Here is a 23,894-nt window from a genome sequence, read left to right on the forward strand (position 1 = left end):
TAGATTGAATCGAGAAAATTATACCATAATATTTTAGACATTTTTGAAAATACAGATTCTCAGAAATCGTTCAAAATTTTAGAATGCCATATTTTCAATTTTTCTAACAAAATTATTGTTTGTGACTTTGGTTTCTACTATGCTCCACACCATTCGAATTCGAATGGTGTGGAGTCTCAAAAGAATTATTATTAGAACTACGTATTGATATGAACGATATCTTATTATCTTCTAGAGCTCGAAAAATTGAACCTTCCGCCACGATAATTGTTTCTAATTTAGCCATCGAGTTAATAAGTCAAGGCTGTGATGTTATTGATCTTAGTACCGGTGAACCAGATTTTGATACTCCGAATTTCATAAAAAAATCAGCGATAAAAGCCATCCAAAGTGGATTTACTAAATATACCTGTGTTGGAGGTACTTTTTCTTTGAAAGCAGCTATCGCCCAAAAATTAAGACGCGACAACCAATTGTATTACGAATCCGATGAGATAATTGTAAGTAACGGAGCAAAGCAATCTATTTATAATGCCATGATGGCAGTGTTGGATATAGGTGACGAAGTGATTGTTCCGGCGCCTTATTGGGTGAGTTATCCGTCCATCATAAAAATTACTGAAGCAACACCGGTTATTGTACAAACCACCCTTTTGCAGAATTTTAAGATACTTCCGCAGCAATTAGAAGAAGCCATAACCTCAAAAACTCGCTTGTTAATTTTAAACAGTCCAAACAATCCTTCTGGAGCAATTTATAGCAAATTAGAATTAGAACACCTGTCGGCAATATTGTTAAAACATCCGAAAATACTGATTATTTCCGATGAAATTTATGAATATATTTTTTGGGGGCAGGATCGTTTTTCTAATATTGTAAATATATGTCCTGAGTTGCGTGATCGCACTATTATTATCAATGGAGTTTCTAAAGCATATGCTATGACAGGGTGGCGAATTGGGTATGCTGCTGGTTCTAAAGTTATCGTACAAGCAATGAAAAATATTCAATCCCAAAGTACCTCCTGTCCTAACGCAATTGCTCAAGTAGCGGCAACTACTGCTTTAAATTACGATCGCAGTCATTTTGACTATATGTACAAGACATACAAAGTGCGTCATGATCTGGTGTTAGGAGCGTTTAGTCGGATGCAGGGTATAAAATGTCTGCCTGCAAGTGGCACTTTTTATCTTTTTCCTAATGTAACGGAAATTATTAAACGATTAAAATTTTCATCTGATATTGAATTTTCTTCTTATCTTCTTAATAAAGTCAATATAGCTGTGGTACCTGGAAGTGCTTTCGGATTTCCAGGTCACGTGCGGCTCTCTTGTGCTGCGAGCAGCGCAAAGCTTAAGGAGACGATACATCGGCTATCAACTGTCCTTAGATTGTGACCCACAATTGATTATCGTATTGCTGACTAGTAATATTACGATTTTTATTTGACAGAATTGATCCTCGGTAGCTCAGCGGTAGAGCAAGTGGCTGTTAACCATTTGGTCGGGGGTTCGAATCCCTCCCGAGGAGCCAGATATCTGTAGAAACTGTGTTCTTGTCTTTAATTTACAAACTTGTTTCGTTTCAGACCGATCTGTTTAGCTTATCAATGTAAGAGGATAGCTTTTTCCCTATTTTTCTTTCCTTGTATAAATCGATCTTGTATATATTCCCTATTGAAATTGTTGTGGTTTTAAAGACAAATAAAGAATGAAGCCAAACCTTATCGACGCAAGTTCCTAAAAATAAAACGATTAACAACAGATCGGAGATATTGTTGAACAACAAAAAGTCTTTACGGATTATTTATGGATTATGGGTTGGATGTAATCTACCAAAAGTTGTAATTTCTTACGTCCTCGAAATTCATTGACATTTAATCGATAGACCAAGCGAACATACCTACAGCGTAAGTCAGGCCTTTCCTTCGCATTGATATGAAATACAAACCCCTCCAAATAATGCTCCATTTTAGAAATTTGTAAAATCAATTTCAAATGCTGTTGACGAATAATTTTTTGATTAATCAATTTGAAATACCCATCAAATGTGGGTTCAGGAAATCCTTGTCCCCAAGGCTCAGCTTGTTCTATTAATTCAGCAAACTCAAGAGTTAATTCCTTTGAAGTTAATGTTCCATCAGTTATCAGTTTCGGTCGTAAGTTTTTTTCTCCAAAACATCTGTTGACTTCTTCAGAAAATGCTTGTTGAAATTCTGTATATCGATCTAAAGATATACTAAGACCTGCTGCCATAGCATGCCCTCCAAATTTCTTTATTAATTCCGGATTTCTGATGGAAATCGTCTCTAATATGTTACAGATGTGTAGCCCGGAAACAGATCGAGCAGATCCTTGTAACATGTTATCGTGTATTTTTGAGAACGCAATGGTAGGTCGGTGTATACGCTCTCTTACTTGAGAGGCGATTAATCCTATTATACCTTGGTGCCATTCTTCTCGATACAAACAAACCCCGGGGGGTGGTGGTTGATTCGTATCGAATCGATCGATAAAACTGAATGCCTCTTTTTGCATTCGAGACGCAATAACACGCCTCTTTTGATTCAAATTGTCTAATCGATGGGCAATGTATAAAGCCGTTTTTTTATTGTCTGCTAATAAACAATCGACACCTAAACTCATATCTTCCAAACGTCCTGCTGCATTTAATCGTGGACCAATAGAAAAACCGAGATCAGAAGTCCGTAATCGTTCTCGTTTACGTCCGGATACTTCTAATAGTGCCAGTACTCCTTCATGAGCTTTTCCTGCTCGAATACGTTGCAATCCTTGATATACTAGTATACGGTTGTTTTTGTCTAGTGGGACAACATCGGCTATTGTACCAAGAGCGACAAAATCTAAGAACTTTGCCATATTGGGATAGTGTAGTCCACACCGATCGAACCAATTATTTTTTTTTAATTCTGCACGCAATGCCAACATGAGATAAAAAGACACTCCCACACCGGATAAACATTTGCTGGGAAATGCATCCTCTTTACAATTGGGATTTACAATAGCGCAAGCGGGAGGTAATGGATCGTTGGGTAAATGGTGATCTGTAATCAATACATCGATTCCTAGTTGATTTGCTTTCACTACTCCTGGATAACTGGAAATTCCGTTGTCGACTGTGACGATTAAATTGGGACGTTTAGCGGAAGCTATTTCTACAATTTTTGTTGTTAATCCATAACCACAAGTAAATCGATTAGGAATTAAATAAGAAATATTTTTCATTCCAAATTCACGCAATGCTCTTATCATCAAAGCGGTACTCGTAGCGCCGTCTGTATCAAAATCTCCAATGACTACAGTATTTTGTTGTTTCTTTAAAGCAAGCATTAATCTTTTTGTTGCTTGAGTAATACCGGATAGCAAAGAAAAGGATAGTAAGCTTCTTAGTTCTCGGGACAGTTCTTCAGGTGAACTAATATTTCTTGCCAGATAAATACGCTGAAGAACTGGATGTAAATGTGTAAGATTTTTATTTAACTTTAATACTTTACGTCGAATAATTTCTTTATTCAAAACAGCATTTCCTTTTGGTAGTATAGAATTTGTGTTTGAAGATATTAGGTTATGCTTTAGATGCTTTGTACGAAAAGAAAACAATAAAAAATTAAGAAATTTCGCATGAAACCGTTCTAAGAACGATTAGATAAAAACAAACGATAAAAATTTTCGGTAGTTTTCTTAGCGACTTCATACAGAGAGGTATTTTTCAATTTTGCGATACATTCAGCTGTATATCGTACATATTGTGGTTCGTTGTTCTTACCCCGAAACGGTACGGGGGTTAAATACGGAGCATCTGTTTCGATAAGCATTTTTTCCAAAGGAATCTGTTTGGCAACTTCGGCGACATTTCCAGCATTTTTAAAAGTTACAATACCAGAAAAAGAAATATAAAAATTCAAATTTATCGCTTGCTTTGCTGTTTCTAGGTTTTCCGTAAAACAATGCACCACTCCACCCACTAATTCTGCTTTTTCTTCTTGCATAATCTGAATAGTGTCTGTTTGAGCGTTACGGGAATGAATGACCAAAGGCTTGTGAACCTTTATGGCAGCCTGAATATGACGACGAAATCGATCTCGCATCGTATTTAAATCGATCTCACTGCTATAAGAGCAATAGTCCAAACCTGTTTCGCCAACAGAAACTACATTAGCATGATCTACTGACTCGGCTAATTCCATCACAGTAGGCTCATGTTCTCCTTGTACTGCTTCGTTGGGGTGCAGTCCTAAACTTGCAGAAACGTTATCGAATCGATTTGTAATTCCGATAATTTCAGGTTTATCAACCAAATTGAGACCAATACAAAGAATATACTCAATACCTTCGGTTTTTGTTTTTTCGATTAAAGATTCTAATTTTCCTCCATAACGAGTTAAGTTGAGCTTGTTTAAATGACAGTGGGAATCAACCAGCATTTTTTTTGCCTCTAAACAATATTAAAAAAATTTCTTCCAAAAGCAATTGGAAATTTATCTTTACTGAACCTGCAATCACCTGCCAAGTTTCCTGCAATTGTCGCAATACTTCAAGTAGATTTTCCTGAGACAAGACAGATGAAAATTTCTGAAGAATTGGAAGGCAGTCTGTATTTAGGATAAAATCTGAACAATTGATTTGAAAGCGCAAAATGTCCATAAGAAGAATCGTTGTAATATATAAAACCAATTTGGCATCTTCCTTTAGCAAAATATTTACAATATCGATTGCCGATTCGTTTTGCGTAGCAGTTACTAGTAACTTTAACAAACGATTTCGTAATGAAAAGTAATTTAAACGTTCCAATTTTATCGCTTTCAATGGGGAATTATACGCCAAACTCAAAAGTTGAGATGCTTTACTTTTATTTTTAATTTGTTTTTTTACCCATTGTAGAATTTTTGGATCAGCGCAAGTTCTAAATTCAATCCGTTGGCATCGACTAAGAACGGTTTGAGGTAAGATCCTTGGACGATGGGTAACTAACATTAAAAGTATAGTTCCCAAGGGTTCTTCTAACGTTTTTAGAAAAGCATTCGCTGCCGACCGATTCATCAATTCAGCGGACGAAAGAATTGCTACCTGGTAGTGATTTCGTTGTGCAGTTTGGTTGAGTGCAGCGGCTAGTTCTCGGATTTGTGTTACTTTAACAGCGTGACCCCCTTCTTTCAAATCAACCGTAAAAAAATCGGGATGATTGCCTGAACGAAATAATTGGCAATCTCTACACCTCCCACAGGCTTGTGTTTCGTTGCATTCACAAAGAACCAATTCTGCTACAGACTTAGCAAACATTAGCTTACCCAAACCACGACTACCCGATAAAAGCAAAGCGTGAGGCATACGTTTTTTCTGAAGATAAGTTAAAATTTTCTCCCATTGTTTCTGTTGCCATGGATAAATCCCATTTTTGTTCTCAATGTCTAGCATTTTTTATGTTCCGAGAAGTCTTCTAACAATCGATCGATCGCTTTCCGTAATTGCTGTCTGATTCTCAATAAATCGTGATCTGCATGAATTATCTGAAATCTTTTAAGATTACATACTGCCTGAGTAAGATAACTTTTCCTTACCCGCTCAAAAAATTCTAGACCTTCTGTTTCGATACGATCCCTTACTCCTCGATTTTTTGCTCGATCTAACCCCACTGAAATAGGAGCATCCAGAAGAAAAGTGACGTCAGGTTCTAGGTCTCCTTGAACCCACCGTGTCAACTTCCTAAGATGTCCAATCGGAATACCACGCCCACCGCCTTGATAAGCAAAACTTGAATCGGTAAATCGATCGGATAACGCCCATTTACCTTGACGTAAAGCCGGTAAAATCACTCGTGTGATGTTCTGCGCGCGCCCAGCAAATATTAACAGCAATTCGGTATTCGAACACATTATTTCTTTGTGATGTTGAAGCAAAACACTACGAATAGCTTCAGCAATGGGGGTTCCTCCAGGCTCTCGAGTGACAACATAAGCAATATGAGCAATGTCCAAACATTTGCAAACATATTGCAGTGCTGTAGTTTTTCCCATTCCTTCAATTCCTTCGAAAGAAATAAAACGTCCTTTTTTGTTTTCCATATTTTTCCTTATTTTATTTCTGTTTGATGTTTATAGAGAGCAGATTATGATGATTTCTTATCGTTTTTTCTCTGCTGGTATTTTTTTATAGCGATACGATGAGATCGATAGGTGTTTGAAAATACATGGTTTCCATCCCCTCGCGCTACATAATACAAAGTGTTTCCTGAGTCAGGATTGACAGAAGCCCAAATAGATCTATACGACGGCATGTCAATTGGTGTAGGAGGCAATCCGTGGTTTCGATATGTATTGTATGGTGTAGGAGCAATAAGATCCTTTTTGGTAATCGGCCTGCTATAAGGAAAATCCAATCCATACAAAATCGTAGGATCTACTTGCAAAAGCATACTTTTCTTTAGACGACGTAAAATTACTCCAGAAATTTCGACATACTCTTTGGGAGATGCGGTTTCCTTTTCTATTAAGGAAGCGACAATAAGTGCTTGATAAGGGTTTTTATAAGGTAAATTTTTGGATCGTTTCTTCCAGATCTTCTGTAAAACTGTTTGCATCCGACTGTGAGCTTGATGTAGGATTTGCAAATCGGTCTCCCCCCAAGTGAAGAAATAGGTATCAGGGAAGAACAATCCTTCAGGATTATGGTTGTCTCCTAGACTCTCCATAATTTTTCGATTATTTAACTTATTAATTGTGTGTTGAATGTAGGGATTTTCTGATAGCGCTTTCTTGACTTGACGAAAAGTCCATCCTTCGATAAATGTGATTCTTCGTTGTTTTGTGTTTCCTGTTATAATTTCGTTCAATAGCTTTTGAGGGGTTGTAGTGTTTACTATTTGATACTCTCCCGCCCTTAATAAGGGTGCGCTCCCTGTAAAGCGAGCTAAAAAAACAAGAATCTTTGGGTTTCGTATTAAATTTCGTTTAAACAGACAGCAAGACAAGAAACGAATTCCTGTTCCTGAAGGAACTTTAACGGTGGTTTCCGTACATTTCGTTTTTGTTTTCCCGTACATAGGAACGTAGGAAAAACCATACCATACAACAATAAACCAAATTCCCAAGACTAAAACAAAAACTGTCGCAATAGAAGAGACAATTTTCTTAAACAAGAACATGAAAAATTTAAGCCTTTTTCAAAACTAATGTACCATTGGTTCCTCCAAATCCAAAAGAGTTTGACATCACTGTAGTGATGTTCATTTCTCGTGCTGTTTTAGGAACAAAATCCAAATCACAATCTTCATCTGAGTGTTCTAAATTAATTGTTGGAGGCACTACACTGTCTCGGATAGCCAAAACTGAAATTACCGTTTCAACCGCGCCTGAAGCTCCTAACATATGACCCATCATTGATTTTGTAGAGCTTACAGACAATTTATAAGCGTGGTCTCCAAAAGTTTTTTTGATAGCCAATGCTTCAAGATGGTCTGCCGCTTGTGTAGAAGTACCGTGGGCGTTAACGTAATCTACCGATTCAGGAGTGATCTGAGCGTCAGCCAATGAATTTTTCATGCAGGTATGAAATCCTTCACCACCCAAATCCGGTGTTGTCATGTGAAAAGCATCGCTGCTCATTCCAAATCCAATAATTTCCGCGCAGATGGGAGCTCCGCGCTTTTTTGCGTATTCCAATTCTTCTAATACTACTGAAGCAGCTCCTTCACCCAATACAAATCCGTCTCTATCTTTATCCCAAGGGCGACTGGCTTTCTCAGGTTCTTCATTGCGAACCGAAAGTGCTCGAATAGCCGAAAATCCACCAACTCCCAAAGCCGTTGTAGCCATCTCACTACCCCCCGCAATCATTGCATCTGCATCATTATACGCAATGATTCTAGCGGCATGACCAATATTATGAAGGCCTGTAGCACAAGCGGTAACAAGAGAAATATTGGGTCCTCTCAAATTATAGTTTATAGATATTATTCCAGATGCCATGTTTATAATAGCACCAGGTATAAAAAAAGGAGAAATTTTTCGCGGCCCTTTACGCAGCATAATTTGATGATATCTTTCGATCCAAGGCATTCCACCAATTCCAGAGCCGATTGCAACACCCACTCTGGAAGCATTACTTTCATCAATGACAAGACCAGAATTTTCAATAGCTTGTCGCGATGCTTCAACAGCAAACTGGACAAAGACATCAGTATGTCGCACATCTTTAGACTCTAAAGATAAATGCGGATTAAAGTTTTTTACTTCTGCTGCGATTTTTGTGGGAAAACCAGAGGTATCAAAACGAGTTATACGAGTCACACCACTTCTTCCCTTTAAAAGGGAAGACCACATTTCAGAAACACTATTTCCTACAGGAGTCACCACTCCCAATCCGGTTATTACAACACGCCTCCCCTTCACCAACCTAGAGCGCTCCCCGGAAATTATCAAAAAAAGACATACTTCTACATCAAGCAATGGATTCATTTGAGGAGTGCGATTTAATATAATCAATCGCTTGTTGAACAGTCGTAAGTTTCTCTGCCTCTTCGTCAGGAATTTCAGTATCGAATTGTTCTTCTAACGCCATTACCAATTCAACTGTATCCAGAGAATCGGCCCCAAGATCATCTACAAACGAAGATTCATTGGTCACTTCCTCTTCCTTCACTCCCAATTGTTCAACGATAATCTTTCTAACTCGTTCTTCAACTGTCGCCATATCTCTCGGCTCCCTTTCTCAAAAAACCAAATAAGTGAATCAAAAATAGTAACATTTTTCCGCCTATATTCAAATTCTATACCATACACATTCCACCGTTAATATGCAATGTTTCTCCTGTTATATATCCGGATTTTTCAGAAGCCAGATAAACTACGGCGTTGGCAATTTCTTTCGGAAGCCCCATACGTTGCATTGGAATCCGAGAAAAAATAAACTGTTTTTGTTTTTTTGATAATTTTTTTGTCATTTCTGTTTTAATAAATCCAGGAGCAACGCAATTCGCGGTAATACCGTAAGTAGCGTATTCCATAGCAACAACTTTTGTAAGTCCAATAAGACCAGATTTAGCAGCTACATAGTTTGCTTGTCCTATATTCCCCATAACTGCCGACACAGAAGTGATATTTATAATTCGACCCCAGTGATTTTTAATCATTGGCTTTAGGCAAGATTTGATCAAATAAAAAACACCATATAAATTGGTTTCGATAACAGACTTCCAATCTTTGTACTTCATACGTAGTATAATACTATCGCGAATGATTCCAGCGTTATTGATTAGAATATGCGGAGGACCAAAATCTTCTCGCATCCGAGACAAGACAAGTGGTATGGATTTTTGATCACAAACATCCAAAACATACCCTCTTCCTTGAACATTTTTTTCAGATAAAAAATGAGTAACTTTAGAAGCAGTGTCTTCAGAAGTAGCGGTTCCAAGAATAATAATATTCTTTCGAAGACTCAACTTTTTGACAATAGCTAATCCAATTCCACGAGATGCACCTGTAACCAATACAACTTTCCTTTTAAAGGACATATTACTTTCAGTTCTTATCTAAAAATTTATTCTATTTTACGAGTTTAATAGCGGATAAAATTAGTTTTGTAACTGTAAGCGGAAATGTTTTGCTTTGACATTCGATACGCTTATTTAAGTCCAATAATGTGTGACCCACCCCACACTCTCCAAAAAACTTTATACCTTGTCTTACCATTTTCTGTATGGTTTCTACCCATCGTACAGGACTAACAAGTTGTTTAATCAGAGCGTGACGAATCGCTTCAATTCTGTAATGTTCTGATGTATCTACATTATGAATTACAGGAATCTTCGGCGAGGTTATACTTGTCTTGGCTAAATCATACGAAAAGCGTTTGGCTGCCGGATTCATTAAAGAAGAATGAGAGGGAACACTAACGGGAATACGTTTGGCAATTTTGGCGCCCTGAATTCGAGCTGATACAAGAGCACGATTCACTGCTGATACTTCTCCCGATATTACAATTTGAACAGGAGAATTCAGATTAGCGGGGGAAACCACCGAATTTTGAGACGATTCTTTACAGATCGCTCTAATTTGCAATTCGCTCAATCCAATAATAACTCCCATCGCTCCTTCTTCGATAGGTACTGCTTCTTGCATATAGCGTCCCCTATTTTTTACTAGTCGAATAGCATCTGTAAATTGTAACGCTTCCGCACAAACTAAGGCTGTATATTCTCCTAAACTATGTCCCGCCATAACTTTAGGTAGAGGACCACCTAGAATTTCCCAACATCGAAAAACAGCTACGCCCGCCGCTAGAAGAGCTGGTTGTGTGTATTGAGTTTGATCCAATTTTTCTCTAGGTCCTGTTTGAGTCAACAACCACAAATCGTATCCTAAAGCAGAAGATGCTTCACAAAACGTTTCTCTAACGACAACTTGTTCTTTTGCCAGTTCTCTGAGCATTCCAAGATGCTGAGACCCTTGTCCAGGAAATATTAAAGCAAATGGTTGAGGCATACTCCCCCTTTTCTCTATTTAGTATTTTAATAAAACAGCTCCCCACGCTAATCCTGCTCCTAAAGCTTCCAATAACAACGTTTCTCCTCGTTTTATCTTGCCAGACCGAATTGCAGTATCTAAAGCTAAAGGAATAGAAGCGGCGGAAGTATTTCCATGTTTCTCGATAGTTAGAATAACTCTTTCTAGAGGCAAATCGAGGCGTTTAGCCATTGCTTGAATGATTCGCATATTCGCTTGGTGGGGTACTAGCCAATCGATATCCGATTTTCTGAGTCCACTCTTTTTTACAGTCTCGTCAATGATTTCTCCTAATTTAGTTACAGCTACTTTAAAAACTTCGCTACCTCTCATCCGTAATAAAAATTCATCCAGTTTGTGATCCCACCATATAGGATTTTTAGAAGTAATTAAGTCTGCATAATTTCCGTTGGCGTGTAAGACGGTTTTTAGAAACCCCGGTTCCTTATTAGCTTTTAAGATTACAGCTCCTGCTCCATCTCCAAATAAGATACATGTACTGCGATCTTTCCAATTTACTATTTTTGTTAACGAATCTACTCCAATAATTAAGACAGTTTTGGCATTACCCGTACGAATGTACTGATCTGCGATGCTTAGCCCATATACAAATCCTGCGCATGCTGCGTTTAAATCAAATGCTGAAATGTCGTTCCTTAAATGTAAGTACTTTTGGACCAAACAAGCTGTACTTGGAAAGTAATACTCTGCTGTAGTAGTTCCTACAATAACCATATCAATAGTGGAAGGATTAATTCCAGACATCTCTATCGCACGCTTAGAAGCATCAACTGCCATTGTAGTGGTACTATCATGGCTTTCATTAATGATATGTCGTTCCCTCACTCCAACTCGCCTCACTATCCATTCGTCTGAAGTTTCCACCATACGTTCTAAATCCGAATTTCTGAGAATTTTCTCTGGAACATAACTACCGATTCCTTGAATGCGCGAGTACATTGTTATTTTCTACACTCCTTAAGGACACTGCCGACTTTTTCTTTAATGAGTTTCGGAATGTTTTTGTCAATCTCAAAAATGGCTTCTTCCACAGCCGAAAAGAAACCGCGAACGTTAGCACTTCCATGACTTTTAATCACAATCGCATTTAAACCTAAAAAAGTTGCTCCATTATAACGTTCTGGATCTATTTGTTGTACTAAACGTTTGAAAATAGGGATAGCGGGAAATACTGCTAATTTAGTCCACCAGGCTTCTTTAAAAGCCGATCGGGCATATTGAGTAATTAATTTTACTATTCCTTCCGTAGCTTTCAATACAATATTCCCTACAAATCCGTCACAGACCACTACATTGGCAATGTTATCAAAGATGGAATCACCTTCTACATATCCAATATAATTAATTGCTTTGCTCCTCTCAAAAAGTTCATTGGTTTTTTTTACTAATTCATTACCTTTAGTCTCTTCTTCACCTATATTTAATAATCCTATCTTTGGATTTGGGATGTTTTCGGAAGCTGCTACTAAAATTGATCCCATTACGGCAAATTGATATAAATTTTTGGGAGCGGAATCAACATTAGCACCTAAATCTAGAACTCGAACTTCCTGGGTATCTTTAGTGGGAAAAGAAGCAATGATAGCAGGTCGATCAATACCGGGTAAAGTTTTTAGAACATATCGGGCGGTTACCATCAGAGCTCCAGTATTTCCAGCACTAACGCAAGCTTGTGCTCGACCTTCCTTCACCAAATTTATGGCTATACGCATTGAAGAATTTTTTTTTACTCGAAGGGACTGAGAAGGGGTATCTTTCATTGTTACCTCTTCGGTAGTGTGTACAATTTTCCATCGATCTCTTATTTCGCTTCTATCTTCTTCTACTAAAGGACGCAATTGCTCTTCTTTACCTACTAAAATTAGATTTACATTCGGATATTTCTTAAGAATTGACAACGCAGCGGGCACAACAACCTTGGGTCCAAAATCCCCTCCCATAGCATCCAACGCGATTGTTTTCACTTATTGATATTTCTCTTTGTCTTCGTTTTTTGAAATGATAATTTTAGAGTTTTTGTAGTGTCCTTTTGGGCTAATGTGGTGTCGCAAATGTATTTCACCAGTCAAAGAATTTTTGGACAACACAGATGCTCGCAAAATATCATGCGATCGCCGCATACCACGCTTCGAACGAGTTTTTCGTCTTTTTTGTACTGCCATTTTTTCTAAACTCCAAAGTCTATAAAATGTTGTTTTGCATTTTGTAAAGGGATTTTTGAACGGTCTTAAAAAATCCCCATTTCTCATATTGTTGCATCCCGTAATTAATTATCTCTCAGCTTTCTAAATTAGGATAGATGGGCTTTCGTTCTTTTGTTGTTCCAATTTTCTGTAAGAACTTAGTTTATACCACGCCCTACTACCTTACTACAATGTGAGATTCTAACGAAATCGGAGAAATTTCTTCGAAAAAATAAAGAACAGTTTTTTATAACATTCTCTCTAAATTGCTTTCAAAGCATTTTTTAAGAAAATTATGTAAAGCTCTAAAAAGAACGTATTTTTTCACAACCAGAGTAAAATATCGAATATCAATCAGAAAACCCAAAGGGGGAATTTATTTACTTCCACATTTTTTAAAAATGGCATAAATTTTTTGTTATTAAGACGACAATTCTTGATAAAAACGGTAGTTAACGTCAAAATAAGATTGTTTAAAACGTACAAATGTAGTTTTTTTATGAGGAAAAGCTTAATATAATCGGGTGGTTCTTGCTATTTTGCAAAACAAAACTAACGAAAACAGCGAAAACTCCGCTTGACAACAAATAAAGAATTAGACAAGAAATAGACAACCCCATCTGGGGAAACTTAGAGATAAATTTTTTAAATATCAACCAAACAGTGATTGTTTATGTTTAGTTTGAATTCCGAAGAAATACTTCGTGGAATTTCGAATCTTAAAAATTATGTGGTTAATTACCCAGAAGGTGGGTTTATAGAATGAAGAGAATGCTGATTAACGCGACTCAGCTTGATGAGGTGCGTGTAGCGATTACTGCAGATTCCAGACTTATTGATTTAGATATTGAGATTCCCGGACAAGAACAAAAAAAATCTAACATTTACAAAAGCGTCATTACCAGTATTGAACCGAGTTTAGGAGCGGTGTTTGTCAATTATGGAAGTAAAAGACATGGATTCTTGCCGTTGAAAGAAATTTCTCGTGAGTATTTCCTTCAAGACGCATCAAAAGAATTTGATCCTTCCGATATCAATCGAGTACTTAAAGTAGGTCAAGAACTTGTTGTGCAAGTAGGAAAAGAAGAACGAGGAACAAAGGGCGCTGCGTTGACTACTTTTATTAGTTTAGCGGGGTCTTTTTTGGTTCTGATGCCTAATAACCCACAGGCAAATGGAATTTCACGGCGCATTGAAGGAGAAGAGCGCGATCAATTACGTGAAACTATTAATCAACTGGACATTCCAGAAGGAATGGGTTTGATTGTGCGTACTGCTGGTCTTGGACGTGCAAAAGAAGAATTAGAATGGGATTTAAAGATCTTACTACGTTATTGGGAAGCTATTAAACGGGCAGCGATAGCCAAACCAGGTCCTTATCTTATTCATCAGGAAAGTGATGTCGTCATTCGCGCAATTCGAGACTACTTGCGTCACGATATTGAAGAAATTCTCATTGATAATGAAAAGTCTTACCAAAACGCTTGTCACTATATCAATCAGGTTCGTCCTCAGTTTGTTGGACGTTTAAGATTTTATTGTGATCAATTGCCTCTTTTTAGTCGATTTCAAATTGAACGACAAATTGAAAATGCTCACCATCGTGAAGTTCGTCTTCCTTCTGGAGGTTCGTTAATTATTGATCACAGTGAAGCGTTAGTGGCTATTGATATTAATTCAGCACGAGCTACCAGAGGAACAAGTCTTGAAGAAACAGCGCTTTTGACAAATTTAGAAGCTGCCGAAGAAATTACTCGTCAACTACGCATTCGAGATATCGGAGGGCTTATTGTTATAGATTTTATCGATATGACACCTATTCGTAACCAAAGAGAAGTCGAAAATTATTTGCGTAATGCTTTAAAACAAGATCGTGCTCGTATTCAAATTGGTCGGATTTCAAAATTTGGTTTGTTGGAAATGTCTCGTCAGCGACTGCGTTCTTCTCTGACTCGATCTACTCAAATAACTTGTCCTCGCTGCGAAGGAGAAGGTGCTATTCGCAGTATAGAGTCTCTTGGACTTTCTATTATTCATCTAATTCAAGAACAGGCTTCTAAAGCTGAGAATATTCACTTTCAACTGCAAGTACCCGTGGATTTAGCGATTTACTTAATTAACGAAAAACGGGAAAGTTTAAGCATCATCGAAAAACACTATCCAGTAAAAATAACTGTCATTCCTAATCAGTACATAGAGACACCGTTTTATCAGCTAAAGCAGATTAAAATTGATTTAGGGAATTTAGAGCATGGTAAAGGTATATCCAGTTATAAACTAGCCAAATTTTTCAAAACTGAAATATCCAAAAAACAGAAAATAAATCCACCGTCAAAACCAATAGTTCAACAATTCTTGTCTACGGAGAAAATTCCCTTGATAACGACAACAAATTTCCCTCAAAAGACAGGAAGCGGTGGTGTATTCAAGAGATTAATGGCAAAAATGTTTGGTATTGATAGGGAAGAATCTCTAGATTCTCGAAGATTAATTCAAGCTTCTTATAATAGAAGTGAAAAAAAATATGCTCCGAGAAAAGAACATATTCTTAAGTCTTTGTTGTCTGGGGGTCATCAAAATAATACCAAACGCTATCATTCTCAAAATGTCAAAATTCAAAGAGAAGATGGAGAAAAGGGGTGTTCTCATCGCAGCGATCGAAATGAAAGATATCAGAATTATTGTCGAGACGATGTCCGAGTTCAAGTATCGAGTCCAGTAGAGTATAATCATAACAAATATTACATAAAACGTTCAGGTTCATCTATCATTACAACAAATAGTATGGTAGTTGATATCAAACAGTTGCCGATAACATCTTCTTCGATTCCTACACCTTATGCTTCTTCTTCCAAGTTTCGCTCTTCCAAAGAAGACTTGAAACAAACTGTTAGTGTTAATAGAAATTTTCTCAAAGAGAATAAAAGTAAAGATTCTGAGAATAAAGACAACAATAACTAGAAGATTTATTGAATTTTATATCTAACTATAAAACACAGAAAATAAAAACTCTTTAGAGAGTTTTATACAATATCCTCGTTTACTAGAGTTGTACCTATAAAAACCAATGCAATCTTTTTAGAAATTTATTATTATAACTTCCCAAACGTAGCTCATGAAATTGCAGTATGGTGTACACAAGTTCATTTACTTCAGAATCTGTCTCTGAAGGGCATCCTGATAAAATAGCCGATCAGATTTCTGATGCTGTTTTGGATGCTCTTATCAGTCAAGATCCCTATTCTCGGGTGGCATGTGAGACTGTTGTAAAATCCGGTATGGTTTTTGTCGCTGGAGAAATTACTACTAGTGCTTGGGCTGACGTAGAGCAAATTGCTCGCAATACAGTTTTGCAAATCGGTTACGATGATCCTCGTATTGGTTTTGATGGAGAGACCTGCGCTGTGCTGTCGGCTATTGGTAGACAATCTTCCGAGATAGCGTTAGGTGTCGACGGACGTGAAGATCTAGAATGGGGGGCAGGAGATCAAGGTTTGATGTTCGGATATGCTTCTACGGAAACCGATGTACTTATGCCAGCTCCTATTACCTATGCACACCGACTGGTTCGAAGACAAGCGAAGTTGAGAAAAGAGGGAATTCTTTCCTGGCTACGTCCAGACGCCAAATCGCAAGTTACACTTCGTTATAAAAACGGAATTCCAATAGCGATAGATTGTGTTGTTCTCTCTACACAACACAGTCCAGATATTCCTCAAAAAGATTTACAAGAGGCTGTTATTGAGGAAATTATTAAACCTACCATTCCTAAAAATTGGATTTGTAAGGAAACTCGATTTTTAGTAAATTCTACTGGACGCTTTGTTATTGGTGGGCCCGTAGGTGATTGCGGACTAACAGGACGAAAAATTATTGTCGATACTTACGGGGGGGTAGCTCGTCATGGCGGAGGATGTTTTTCAGGAAAAGATCCTTCGAAAGTAGATCGTTCAGCTACTTACGCGGCTCGTTATGTTGCTAAAAATATAGTAGCCGCTGGATTAGCAGATCGCTGTGAAGTCCAAGTTTCTTACGCAATAGGCATTGCTGAGCCTACTTCAATCAGCGTTGAAACTTTTGGGACTGCAAAGATTGATGAAATGCGCATTCAACGGCTGATTCTTGAATTTTTTGATCTCCGGCCCGGACGTATTATCCAAGAACTTCGTCTATTGCGACCCATATACAAAGCTACTGCTACATATGGTCATTTTGGTAGAGAGGAACCAGATTTTACTTGGGAGAAAACAGATAAAGCTGCAGTTCTTCGAGAGGCTGCAGGTTTGTTTTCAGATGTTGTTTAGCACTTAGTTATTAAGTAGATTTTGAACAAAAATGGTAATGACTCAAGATTTTCGAATTGCTGATAGCAAACTGGCAAATTGGGGCCGGAGAGAAATCGAAATTGCTGAAACAGAAATGCCTGGATTGATGACGTTACGTCGAGAATACGAAAGAAACCAACCTTTAAAAGGTGCTCGTATTGCTGGTTGTATTCATATGACGATTCAAACAGCTGTTTTAATTGAAACTCTAATTAAGCTCGGTGCTGAAGTTAGATGGTCCTCATGCAATATTTTTTCAACTCAAGATCATGCAGCTGCGGCTGTTGTAGAAAAGGGTATTTCTGTTTTTGCTTGGAAAGGAGAGACCGAGAAAGAATATTGGGAGTGTATTGCCTCCACATTGGAGGGACCTAACGGATGGAGACCTAATATGTTGTTGGATGATGGTGGAGATTTGACATCTTATGTTTTGAAAAAACACCCCGTATTGTGTCAAAACATCCGAGGTGTATCTGAAGAAACAACTACAGGCGTTCGGAGGTTGTATAATCTGTTCAACACAGGAACATTAAAGTTTCCCGCAATCAACGTAAACGATTCGGTAACAAAATCAAAATTTGATAATCTCTATGGTTGTCGTGAATCACTTGTTGATTCTATCAAAAGAGCAACTGACATAATGATCTCGGGAAAATGTGTCGTTGTTTGCGGATATGGTAATGTAGGTAAAGGTTGTGCGCAATCCATGCGTTTGTACGGGGCTATTGTATACATTACCGAAATTGATCCTATTTGCGCTCTGCAAGCTTCTATGGAAGGATATCGAGTTGCAACTATGGAAGAAGTGGCTCCTATTGCTGATATCTTTATTACTGCAACTGGTAATATTGATGTTATTTCTTACGAACATATGGTATTGATGAAAAATCAGGCTATTGTTTGTAACATCGGTCATTTTGATAAAGAAATCGATATCGGTTCTTTAAAAAAGCACAAGTGGATCACCATTAAGCCTCAAGTTGATCAGGTTGTCTTCTCTGACGGAAAACGATTAACGATTTTAGCGAAAGGCCGTTTGGTTAATTTGGGCTGTGCTACAGGGCATCCTAGCTTTATTATGTCGGTTTCCTTTACCAATCAAGTATTGGCCCAAATGGAACTATGGCAACACTCGGAAAAATATCCGATCGGGTTATCTGTGTTGCCTAAATACTTGGATGAGAAAACGGCGCGTCTTCATTTGCAACAGATAGGAGCTAAATTGACTGAGTTAACAGAGAAACAATCCTTTTACATCAATATAAATCGCGACGGCCCGTTCAAACCAGACTACTACCGTTACTGATTGTTGTTTTTAATTAAGTTTTTGATTAATTTAGTACGTTACGAAGAGCAATCAATTTATCGTTGCGAGTCAACTAGCTAGCAACTAGCTACTATGAACTTTTCGATACAAGAATAAACTGAAACTTCAAAAGTAATTTTGGCAGATTGTTTTTTTTACAAGGCGCAGTGTCTCTTCTGCGATAGCATTGACTCGTTCTGTCCCTCGATGCAAAATTTTGTATAAATAGGTACGGTCTGCTGCGTATTCAGTACGGCGTTTTTGGAGTGGAGCTAAAAATTCCGATAATATTTCTACTAAATATTCTTTGCATTCTACATCTCCAATTTTCCCTTCACAGTAGAGTCGTTTCGCTTTTTCTATCCATGATTTATTAGGATTAAAAACGTCATGAAAAATCCATAAAGGGTTATTTTCGATAGTTCCTGGATCTGTTGTTCGCAAGCGATTTGGATCGGTGTACATATTCATAATCTTTCTTCGAATCTCGTCTGTGGAGTCGCTTAAGAAAATTGCATTATTCAATGATTTACTCATTTTTAATAATTGACCATTTTTTCCAGGTTTTCCAATCCCCACCAACCGTCGTACACGTCCAATCTTAGCTTTCGGTATTGGAAATAACCTATTTTCATGATGATCTTTATCACCAATATGCGCATTCATTCTACGATACAATTGATTGAAGCGTTTAGCTGTCTCACGAGCTAGTTCAATGTGAGGAATTTGATCTGCTCCTACTGGAACAACCTCAGCGCGAACTGACAGAATATCAGCTACTTGCATAATTGGGTATAATAGGAAACCTACTGAATGGTTTTCCCTTAATTTTTTATCCCGTATTTCATCTTTAATAGTTGGATTGCGCATCAATCGAGGAAACGAAATGAACATACTGAAGTACACCATTAGCTCAAAAATAGCTGGAACTTCCGATTCGATAAAGATCGTACTTTTCTCAGGATTAACACCAACTGCTAAGTAATCGAGAACAATCTCCAATGTATTTTGATGAATCAACTCAGGGGTTAAGACATTCGTAGTGAACGCATGAGTATTTGCGATTAAAAAATAGCACTCGTACTCGTCTTGTAACGAAACTCGATTCTCGACAGAACCCACCCAGTGTCCTAGATGCAAACGTCCTGTAGGCATATCACCGCTAAGCAACCGGGGCTTCTGAAATTCAGACATGACTTTTATCTTTACTCAGTTTAAAGACTTCTGTCAACTTTGTGATTAATGGTACAATGACATACGGTAAGATTGTTTCGGTATTTGAAAGAGATATAAGTTTTTGGAATCGTTAAACCTAAGACAAGAAGAAGCAGTTACCTCATCGTCTCCCTATATCTGTGTATTGGCTGGTGCGGGCAGTGGAAAAACTCGAGTATTGACCCATCGGATAGTGTGGCTTGTTCGAAAAAGAAATATATCTCCTTACAGTATTTTAGCAATAACTTTTACCAATAAAGCGGCACAAGAAATGCGTAGACGTGTTGAAGTTATGTTAGGTACCTCCGCTGTAACCACCATATGGATAGGAACTTTTCATAATTTGGCACATCGCTTACTCCGAACACATTGGAAAGAGGCTTGTGTACCGAAATCTTTTCAGATTCTCGATTCTGAAGATCAGTGTCGTTTAATTCGTCGAATTCAGAAAAGTTTATATTTAAAGGAAATACAATGGTCTTCTAAGAAGATTCAATGGTTTATTAATAAGCGAAAAGAGGAAAATCAATGTAACATTCAATTAAACGATTCAAACGATCATTTCAAAAATATCCTTTCTAAAGTCTACAAAACTTACGAAGAAATTTGCTGTCGAAGCGGATTGCTTGATTTTCCAGAACTATTACTGCGTTCGCTAGAATTGCTTCGCAATGTATCGCCGATTAGACGTCATTATCAGAAACGTTTTCGTTACATTTTAGTAGACGAATTCCAAGATACAAGTACTGTCCAGTACGCTTGGTTACGGACTTTGATGGACAATAGTACAGAAATGATGATAGTGGGAGACGACGATCAGTCCATCTATAGTTGGCGCGGAGCGACAACGGAAAATATTCAACGTTTTTCTCAAGATTTTTCCGATGTACAGACAGTTCGTTTGGAACAGAATTATCGATCAACGCAAACTATTCTTAATGCCGCTAATGCAGTTATTAAAAATAATGCGAACCGGTTTGGAAAGAAATTATGGACTGTAAGTGACATTGGTGAGCGTATTACTGTATATGCGGCCTCCAACGAATGTGAGGAAGCTTTTTATGTCATCTCGTGCATTAAATCTTGGATACAACGAGAAGGACGGAAATATAACGATATTGCAATCCTATATCGTTCAAATATTCAGTCTCGTTCATTAGAGAATCGATTGGTTGACCAAAAGATTCCTTACCGAATTTGTAGCGATTTGGATTTTTTCGAACGAGTAGAGATTAAGGATACAATTGCTTATCTGTGTTTGCTGGACAATCGTCATTCTGATACAGCTTTTGAGCGTGTTGTTAATGTTCCTACACGAGGCGTGGGTAATACTGCTTTGAATGCATTACGTTCTGTAGCCCATAATCTAGGTATCTCTCTATGGGGAGCTGCAAAGTATTTGATCGAAAAAAAAAGTTTAAACGCACGAACTCTTAGTGCTTTGCAACAATTTCTTAATCTGATCGAGTCACTTAAAGCGGAAACGAGAGACTTTTCGTTAGTTGAACAAATAGAAAAAATCCTAAATAAAAGTGGTTTACTTGCATTCTACAAAAAAGGTGTCGAAAGTTTAAAAGAACTAACCAATGTCGTTTTACAATTCTCTTCATCAAAAACAATGAAAAACGAAGTTGTTTTTTCATCACCTTTAAGCGTTTTTCTTGCTCATATCGCTCTAAGAAGAGACGAAGAGCAAGTGGATCCGAGTAGTGATTGTATAAATCTGATGACTGTACATGCTGCTAAGGGGCTAGAGTTTCCTCTAGTAATTATTAATGGACTGGAAGAAAATTTGTTTCCCCATCGTATATCTGTAGACAGAAAAGATAAATTGGAGGAAGAAAGGAGATTGTGTTATGTAGGAATGACTCGTGCTAAAGAAAAGTTAATTTTGACTTATGCTGCGTCTCGCTATATGTATGGATTGGAAAAATTTAATCAGCCTTCGCGGTTCTTGGATGAAATTCCTTTAGAATTAATTAATGTAACTCAATCTCGTACCCAGTATCATATCTCGAAAAGTGGATTCAATAACGGAAGAAGAATAGGTAGGAGAAATTTTTGTCGGGATTTATAAAAAGACAGAGAATTAGACGTCTCTTTAATTTCTTATTGGGAGTTCTCCTCGTATTTCTGTATACAATTCTTTCTTTTGCTTTGGGAACATTTGCGCTTATTTTTGGTTTCCTATCTCGGGTCGTATTAGTGAAATCTTGGTATCGCAGATTGATGAAAATCGCTCTATTTTTTCCTGTTTTGTGGTCTGTCATTTCTGGAAAATTCCTGGAATTACGAAATCTTCGTTGGAAGACTATAGGCGAATGTCGTCTTTCTTCTCGTCAGTGGTATCTTTTAATTAGTAATCATCAAACTTGGCTTGATATTTTGGTTCTCGGTCGTGTATTTGGTTGTAAAGTCCCTGTGATCAAGTTTTTTATGAAGCGAGAATTATTATGGAAATTGCCCATACTTGGTTTGAGTTGTTGGTTTTTAGAATATCCTTTCTTATATCGTTATTCTCACCGAAAAATTCGGAATCAACCGAAATTGAGAAAGTATGATGTTGAAGCTGTAAAAAAAGCATGTAAGAAATTTGAAGAATTTCCTACAACGGTAGTAAATTTTGTGGAAGGCACCCGTTTTAAGGTAGTCAAAAAAAGCCCTTTTTCTCCTTATGTACATTTGTTAAATCCAAAAGCAGGAGGAATTGCTGTTGTTATAAAAGAACTAAATCGAAAATTGAGTGGAATTTTGAATGTAACCATTCACTACTCCCACAATGTGCATCAAACCACTGATTCTAGAACTGTTACTTTTTGGAAATATTTTTGTGGAGAGTTCTCTGCTATTACTGTATATTACGAGTTGCTACCTATAACCACTAGTCTTGTTGGAGATTACTATACAAACCGTGATTTTCGCCGTTCTTTTCAGCAGTGGCTGAATTCAATCTGGAAACGTAAGGATTTGTTATTGGATAAACTAGATCGGCACCCCGTGTCGCCGTATAAATCAACTGAATAAGGACAATGAAAAAGCGCAACGATCGTTTTTGAACATTTCTCCAGAGCGAAAAAATTTCGAAATTCTCAACAGAGAGAAAGGGTGATTGTGTGTTTTGTCAAAGAAGTCTAAATAGTCCTCACTAACACTACAAAACAAATGAATGATGAAAATGTGGTGTGCATCTCAGTAGTTGGAAGGACTCTCGAATCTTTTTTACTACAACTTAAAAAATCTCAAGAATTATCAAATTTTGTAGAATTGCGCGTAGATTGGATTCAGAATATAAATGTTATGAAACTCAATGCTATCGCAAGAAACACCAATAAAAAATCTATCTTATGCTGTCGTTCTAGATCGGAAGGAGGAAATTTCAAAGGTACTTTCGAGAAGAAAAACGAAATTTTGCAAATGGGAAATACACTCGGATTCGATTATTTGGACATTGATCTTGTTACGGCAAATAGAATCACCATTCATAATAAAAAATCTAAATTTATCCTTTCTTATCATAATTTTGTGGAAACTCCAGATCTAAAGAATCTTGAAATGATCATGATGCATATGCGGAATTTTAATCCAGATGTTTTAAAAATTTCGGTTATGATAAACAGTCAAATTGATGTGAAGATTCTATTTCAGTTACTACTTAATAAGAGAAAAGATGAAAATGTCATTGTATTAGGAATGGGGAAAAAAGGCAGGATAGTTCGATTATTAGCTCCATTGTTTGGAGGATATTTGACTTTTTCCTCTCTTGAAGAGGAAACACAATCAGCACCTGGACAGATTCCCTATCGAATGATGAAGAAGTTTTATAGAAATCTTAAAAAGATTTTACACTAAAGATTTTACACTTCTGAAAATTTCTCTGCTTTCTGTCTATTCTAGTCTACCAATTTCTTGTATACTAAAACTCCCGATTTTGCAAGAGTGTTTTCTGTGTATAAGTTTTCTTTTTACGTTCCAATAGATCATTTAGAACCGATCAAAACTGCTTTATTCAAAGCTGGGGCTGGCCGGTTAAGCAATTATGATTGCTGTGCATGGCAAACTTTAGGAACAGGACAGTATCGCCCTCTGAGTTCTAGTCAACCTTACGTAGGTACTCATGATCGAATCGAAATTGTTGAAGAATATTTAGTAGAAATGGTTTGCGAAGATCAATACATACAAAATGTAGTGAAAGAGTTATTGCGCGTTCATCCATACGAGATTCCATCTTATGCAGTATGGAAAATAGATCTTTGTATGAAAAGAAATAAAGAAGGAGACAGTAATTAATAATTATTGATGTTTTTTCAAAGAGCAGGGTTCCG

Annotated in this window: 20 protein-coding genes, 1 tRNA gene and 1 pseudogene; 9 read left to right on the plus strand and 13 right to left on the minus strand. The window is 37.3% G+C overall.

Annotated elements, in window-relative coordinates:
• The first annotated feature begins 209 nt into the window (after nt 1-209).
• Nucleotides 210-1,397 carry a pyridoxal phosphate-dependent aminotransferase gene (locus EGQ50_RS02750; RefSeq protein ID WP_159748334.1) on the plus strand — a complete coding sequence of 396 codons (1,188 nt, stop codon included), beginning with the start codon at nt 210-212 and terminating at the stop codon, nt 1,395-1,397.
• Between the two features lie 61 nt (nt 1,398-1,458).
• Nucleotides 1,459-1,533: transfer RNA gene (locus EGQ50_RS02755), tRNA-Asn, on the plus strand.
• A 269-nt stretch (nt 1,534-1,802) separates the two neighbouring features.
• Here EGQ50_RS02755 and recJ read toward each other — a convergent pair.
• The 12 genes from recJ to rpmF form a co-directional block, all read right to left on the minus strand.
• Nucleotides 1,803-3,536 carry a single-stranded-DNA-specific exonuclease RecJ gene (recJ, locus tag EGQ50_RS02760; protein WP_159748336.1) on the minus strand — a complete coding sequence of 578 codons (1,734 nt, stop codon included), beginning with the start codon at nt 3,534-3,536 and terminating at the stop codon, nt 1,803-1,805.
• Nucleotides 3,537-3,652: 116 nt separating this feature from the next.
• Complete coding sequence (locus EGQ50_RS02765) at nt 3,653-4,444, minus strand: TatD family hydrolase (protein ID WP_159748338.1); 792 nt, start codon at nt 4,442-4,444, stop codon at nt 3,653-3,655.
• Nucleotides 4,434-5,435, minus strand: a complete 1,002-nt coding sequence (locus EGQ50_RS02770; RefSeq protein WP_159748340.1) for a DNA polymerase III subunit delta' — start codon at nt 5,433-5,435, stop codon at nt 4,434-4,436. The genes EGQ50_RS02765 and EGQ50_RS02770 overlap by 11 nt, the downstream gene beginning before the upstream one ends.
• Nucleotides 5,429-6,082 carry a dTMP kinase gene (gene tmk / locus EGQ50_RS02775; RefSeq protein WP_159748342.1) on the minus strand — a complete coding sequence of 218 codons (654 nt, stop codon included), beginning with the start codon at nt 6,080-6,082 and terminating at the stop codon, nt 5,429-5,431. The genes EGQ50_RS02770 and tmk overlap by 7 nt, the downstream gene beginning before the upstream one ends.
• A 44-nt stretch (nt 6,083-6,126) precedes the next feature.
• Nucleotides 6,127-7,161 (minus strand): endolytic transglycosylase MltG, encoded by a 1,035-nt coding sequence (mltG, locus tag EGQ50_RS02780; RefSeq protein WP_159748344.1) that lies wholly within the window; start codon nt 7,159-7,161, stop codon nt 6,127-6,129.
• A gap of 7 nt (nt 7,162-7,168) precedes the next feature.
• The gene (gene fabF, locus EGQ50_RS02785) at nt 7,169-8,407 is read right to left on the minus strand and encodes a beta-ketoacyl-ACP synthase II (protein WP_159748527.1); all 1,239 of its coding nucleotides are present in this window, start codon (nt 8,405-8,407) and stop codon (nt 7,169-7,171) included.
• A gap of 49 nt (nt 8,408-8,456) precedes the next feature.
• Nucleotides 8,457-8,708 (minus strand): acyl carrier protein, encoded by a 252-nt coding sequence (gene acpP, locus EGQ50_RS02790; RefSeq protein ID WP_159748346.1) that lies wholly within the window; start codon nt 8,706-8,708, stop codon nt 8,457-8,459.
• Nucleotides 8,709-8,784: 76 nt separating this feature from the next.
• Nucleotides 8,785-9,531, minus strand: a complete 747-nt coding sequence (locus tag EGQ50_RS02795; RefSeq protein ID WP_159748348.1) for a beta-ketoacyl-ACP reductase — start codon at nt 9,529-9,531, stop codon at nt 8,785-8,787.
• Between the two features lie 31 nt (nt 9,532-9,562).
• Complete coding sequence (gene fabD / locus EGQ50_RS02800) at nt 9,563-10,501, minus strand: ACP S-malonyltransferase (protein WP_159748350.1); 939 nt, start codon at nt 10,499-10,501, stop codon at nt 9,563-9,565.
• A gap of 18 nt (nt 10,502-10,519) precedes the next feature.
• Nucleotides 10,520-11,482: a beta-ketoacyl-ACP synthase III gene (locus EGQ50_RS02805; RefSeq protein WP_159748352.1), complete on the minus strand. Its 963-nt coding sequence runs from the start codon at nt 11,480-11,482 to the stop codon at nt 10,520-10,522.
• Between the two features lie 2 nt (nt 11,483-11,484).
• Nucleotides 11,485-12,507, minus strand: coding sequence for a phosphate acyltransferase PlsX (plsX, locus tag EGQ50_RS02810; protein WP_159748354.1), 1,023 nt, complete (start codon nt 12,505-12,507; stop codon nt 11,485-11,487).
• Nucleotides 12,508-12,705, minus strand: a complete 198-nt coding sequence (rpmF, locus tag EGQ50_RS02815) for a 50S ribosomal protein L32 (RefSeq protein WP_159748356.1) — start codon at nt 12,703-12,705, stop codon at nt 12,508-12,510.
• A gap of 783 nt (nt 12,706-13,488) precedes the next feature.
• Between rpmF and EGQ50_RS02820 the strand changes: the two are divergent.
• The 3 genes and pseudogenes from EGQ50_RS02820 to ahcY all read left to right on the plus strand — a co-directional run.
• A pseudogene (locus EGQ50_RS02820) lies at nt 13,489-15,198 on the plus strand (Rne/Rng family ribonuclease); the annotation flags it as partial.
• Between the two features lie 656 nt (nt 15,199-15,854).
• On the plus strand, nt 15,855-17,030 hold the full coding sequence (metK, locus tag EGQ50_RS02825; protein WP_159748360.1) for a methionine adenosyltransferase: 1,176 nt from the start codon (nt 15,855-15,857) through the stop codon (nt 17,028-17,030).
• Nucleotides 17,031-17,061: 31 nt separating this feature from the next.
• Nucleotides 17,062-18,357, plus strand: a complete 1,296-nt coding sequence (gene ahcY, locus EGQ50_RS02830) for an adenosylhomocysteinase (RefSeq protein WP_439952609.1) — start codon at nt 17,062-17,064, stop codon at nt 18,355-18,357.
• A 126-nt stretch (nt 18,358-18,483) separates the two neighbouring features.
• Here ahcY and trpS read toward each other — a convergent pair whose 3' ends face one another.
• Complete coding sequence (trpS, locus tag EGQ50_RS02835; RefSeq protein WP_159748364.1) at nt 18,484-19,551, minus strand: tryptophan--tRNA ligase; 1,068 nt, start codon at nt 19,549-19,551, stop codon at nt 18,484-18,486.
• Between the two features lie 103 nt (nt 19,552-19,654).
• Here trpS and EGQ50_RS02840 point away from each other — a divergent pair, with 103 nt between their 5' ends.
• From EGQ50_RS02840 to EGQ50_RS02855, 4 genes are all read left to right on the plus strand, one after another.
• The gene (locus EGQ50_RS02840; protein WP_159748366.1) at nt 19,655-21,649 is read left to right on the plus strand and encodes a UvrD-helicase domain-containing protein; all 1,995 of its coding nucleotides are present in this window, start codon (nt 19,655-19,657) and stop codon (nt 21,647-21,649) included.
• A complete protein-coding gene (gene yihG / locus EGQ50_RS02845; RefSeq protein WP_256375960.1) occupies nt 21,634-22,596 on the plus strand; it encodes a 1-acylglycerol-3-phosphate O-acyltransferase, YihG family in 963 nt (320 codons plus the stop codon). The genes EGQ50_RS02840 and yihG overlap by 16 nt, the downstream gene beginning before the upstream one ends.
• A gap of 138 nt (nt 22,597-22,734) precedes the next feature.
• The gene (aroD, locus tag EGQ50_RS02850) at nt 22,735-23,421 is read left to right on the plus strand and encodes a type I 3-dehydroquinate dehydratase (RefSeq protein ID WP_159748368.1); all 687 of its coding nucleotides are present in this window, start codon (nt 22,735-22,737) and stop codon (nt 23,419-23,421) included.
• 96 nt (nt 23,422-23,517) lie between these two features.
• The gene (locus EGQ50_RS02855; RefSeq protein WP_159748370.1) at nt 23,518-23,859 is read left to right on the plus strand and encodes a YqfO family protein; all 342 of its coding nucleotides are present in this window, start codon (nt 23,518-23,520) and stop codon (nt 23,857-23,859) included.
• Nucleotides 23,860-23,894: the final 35 nt, after the last annotated feature.

Source organism: Coxiella endosymbiont of Amblyomma sculptum, assembly GCF_009883795.1.
Classification (GTDB): Bacteria; Pseudomonadota; Gammaproteobacteria; order Coxiellales; family Coxiellaceae; genus Coxiella.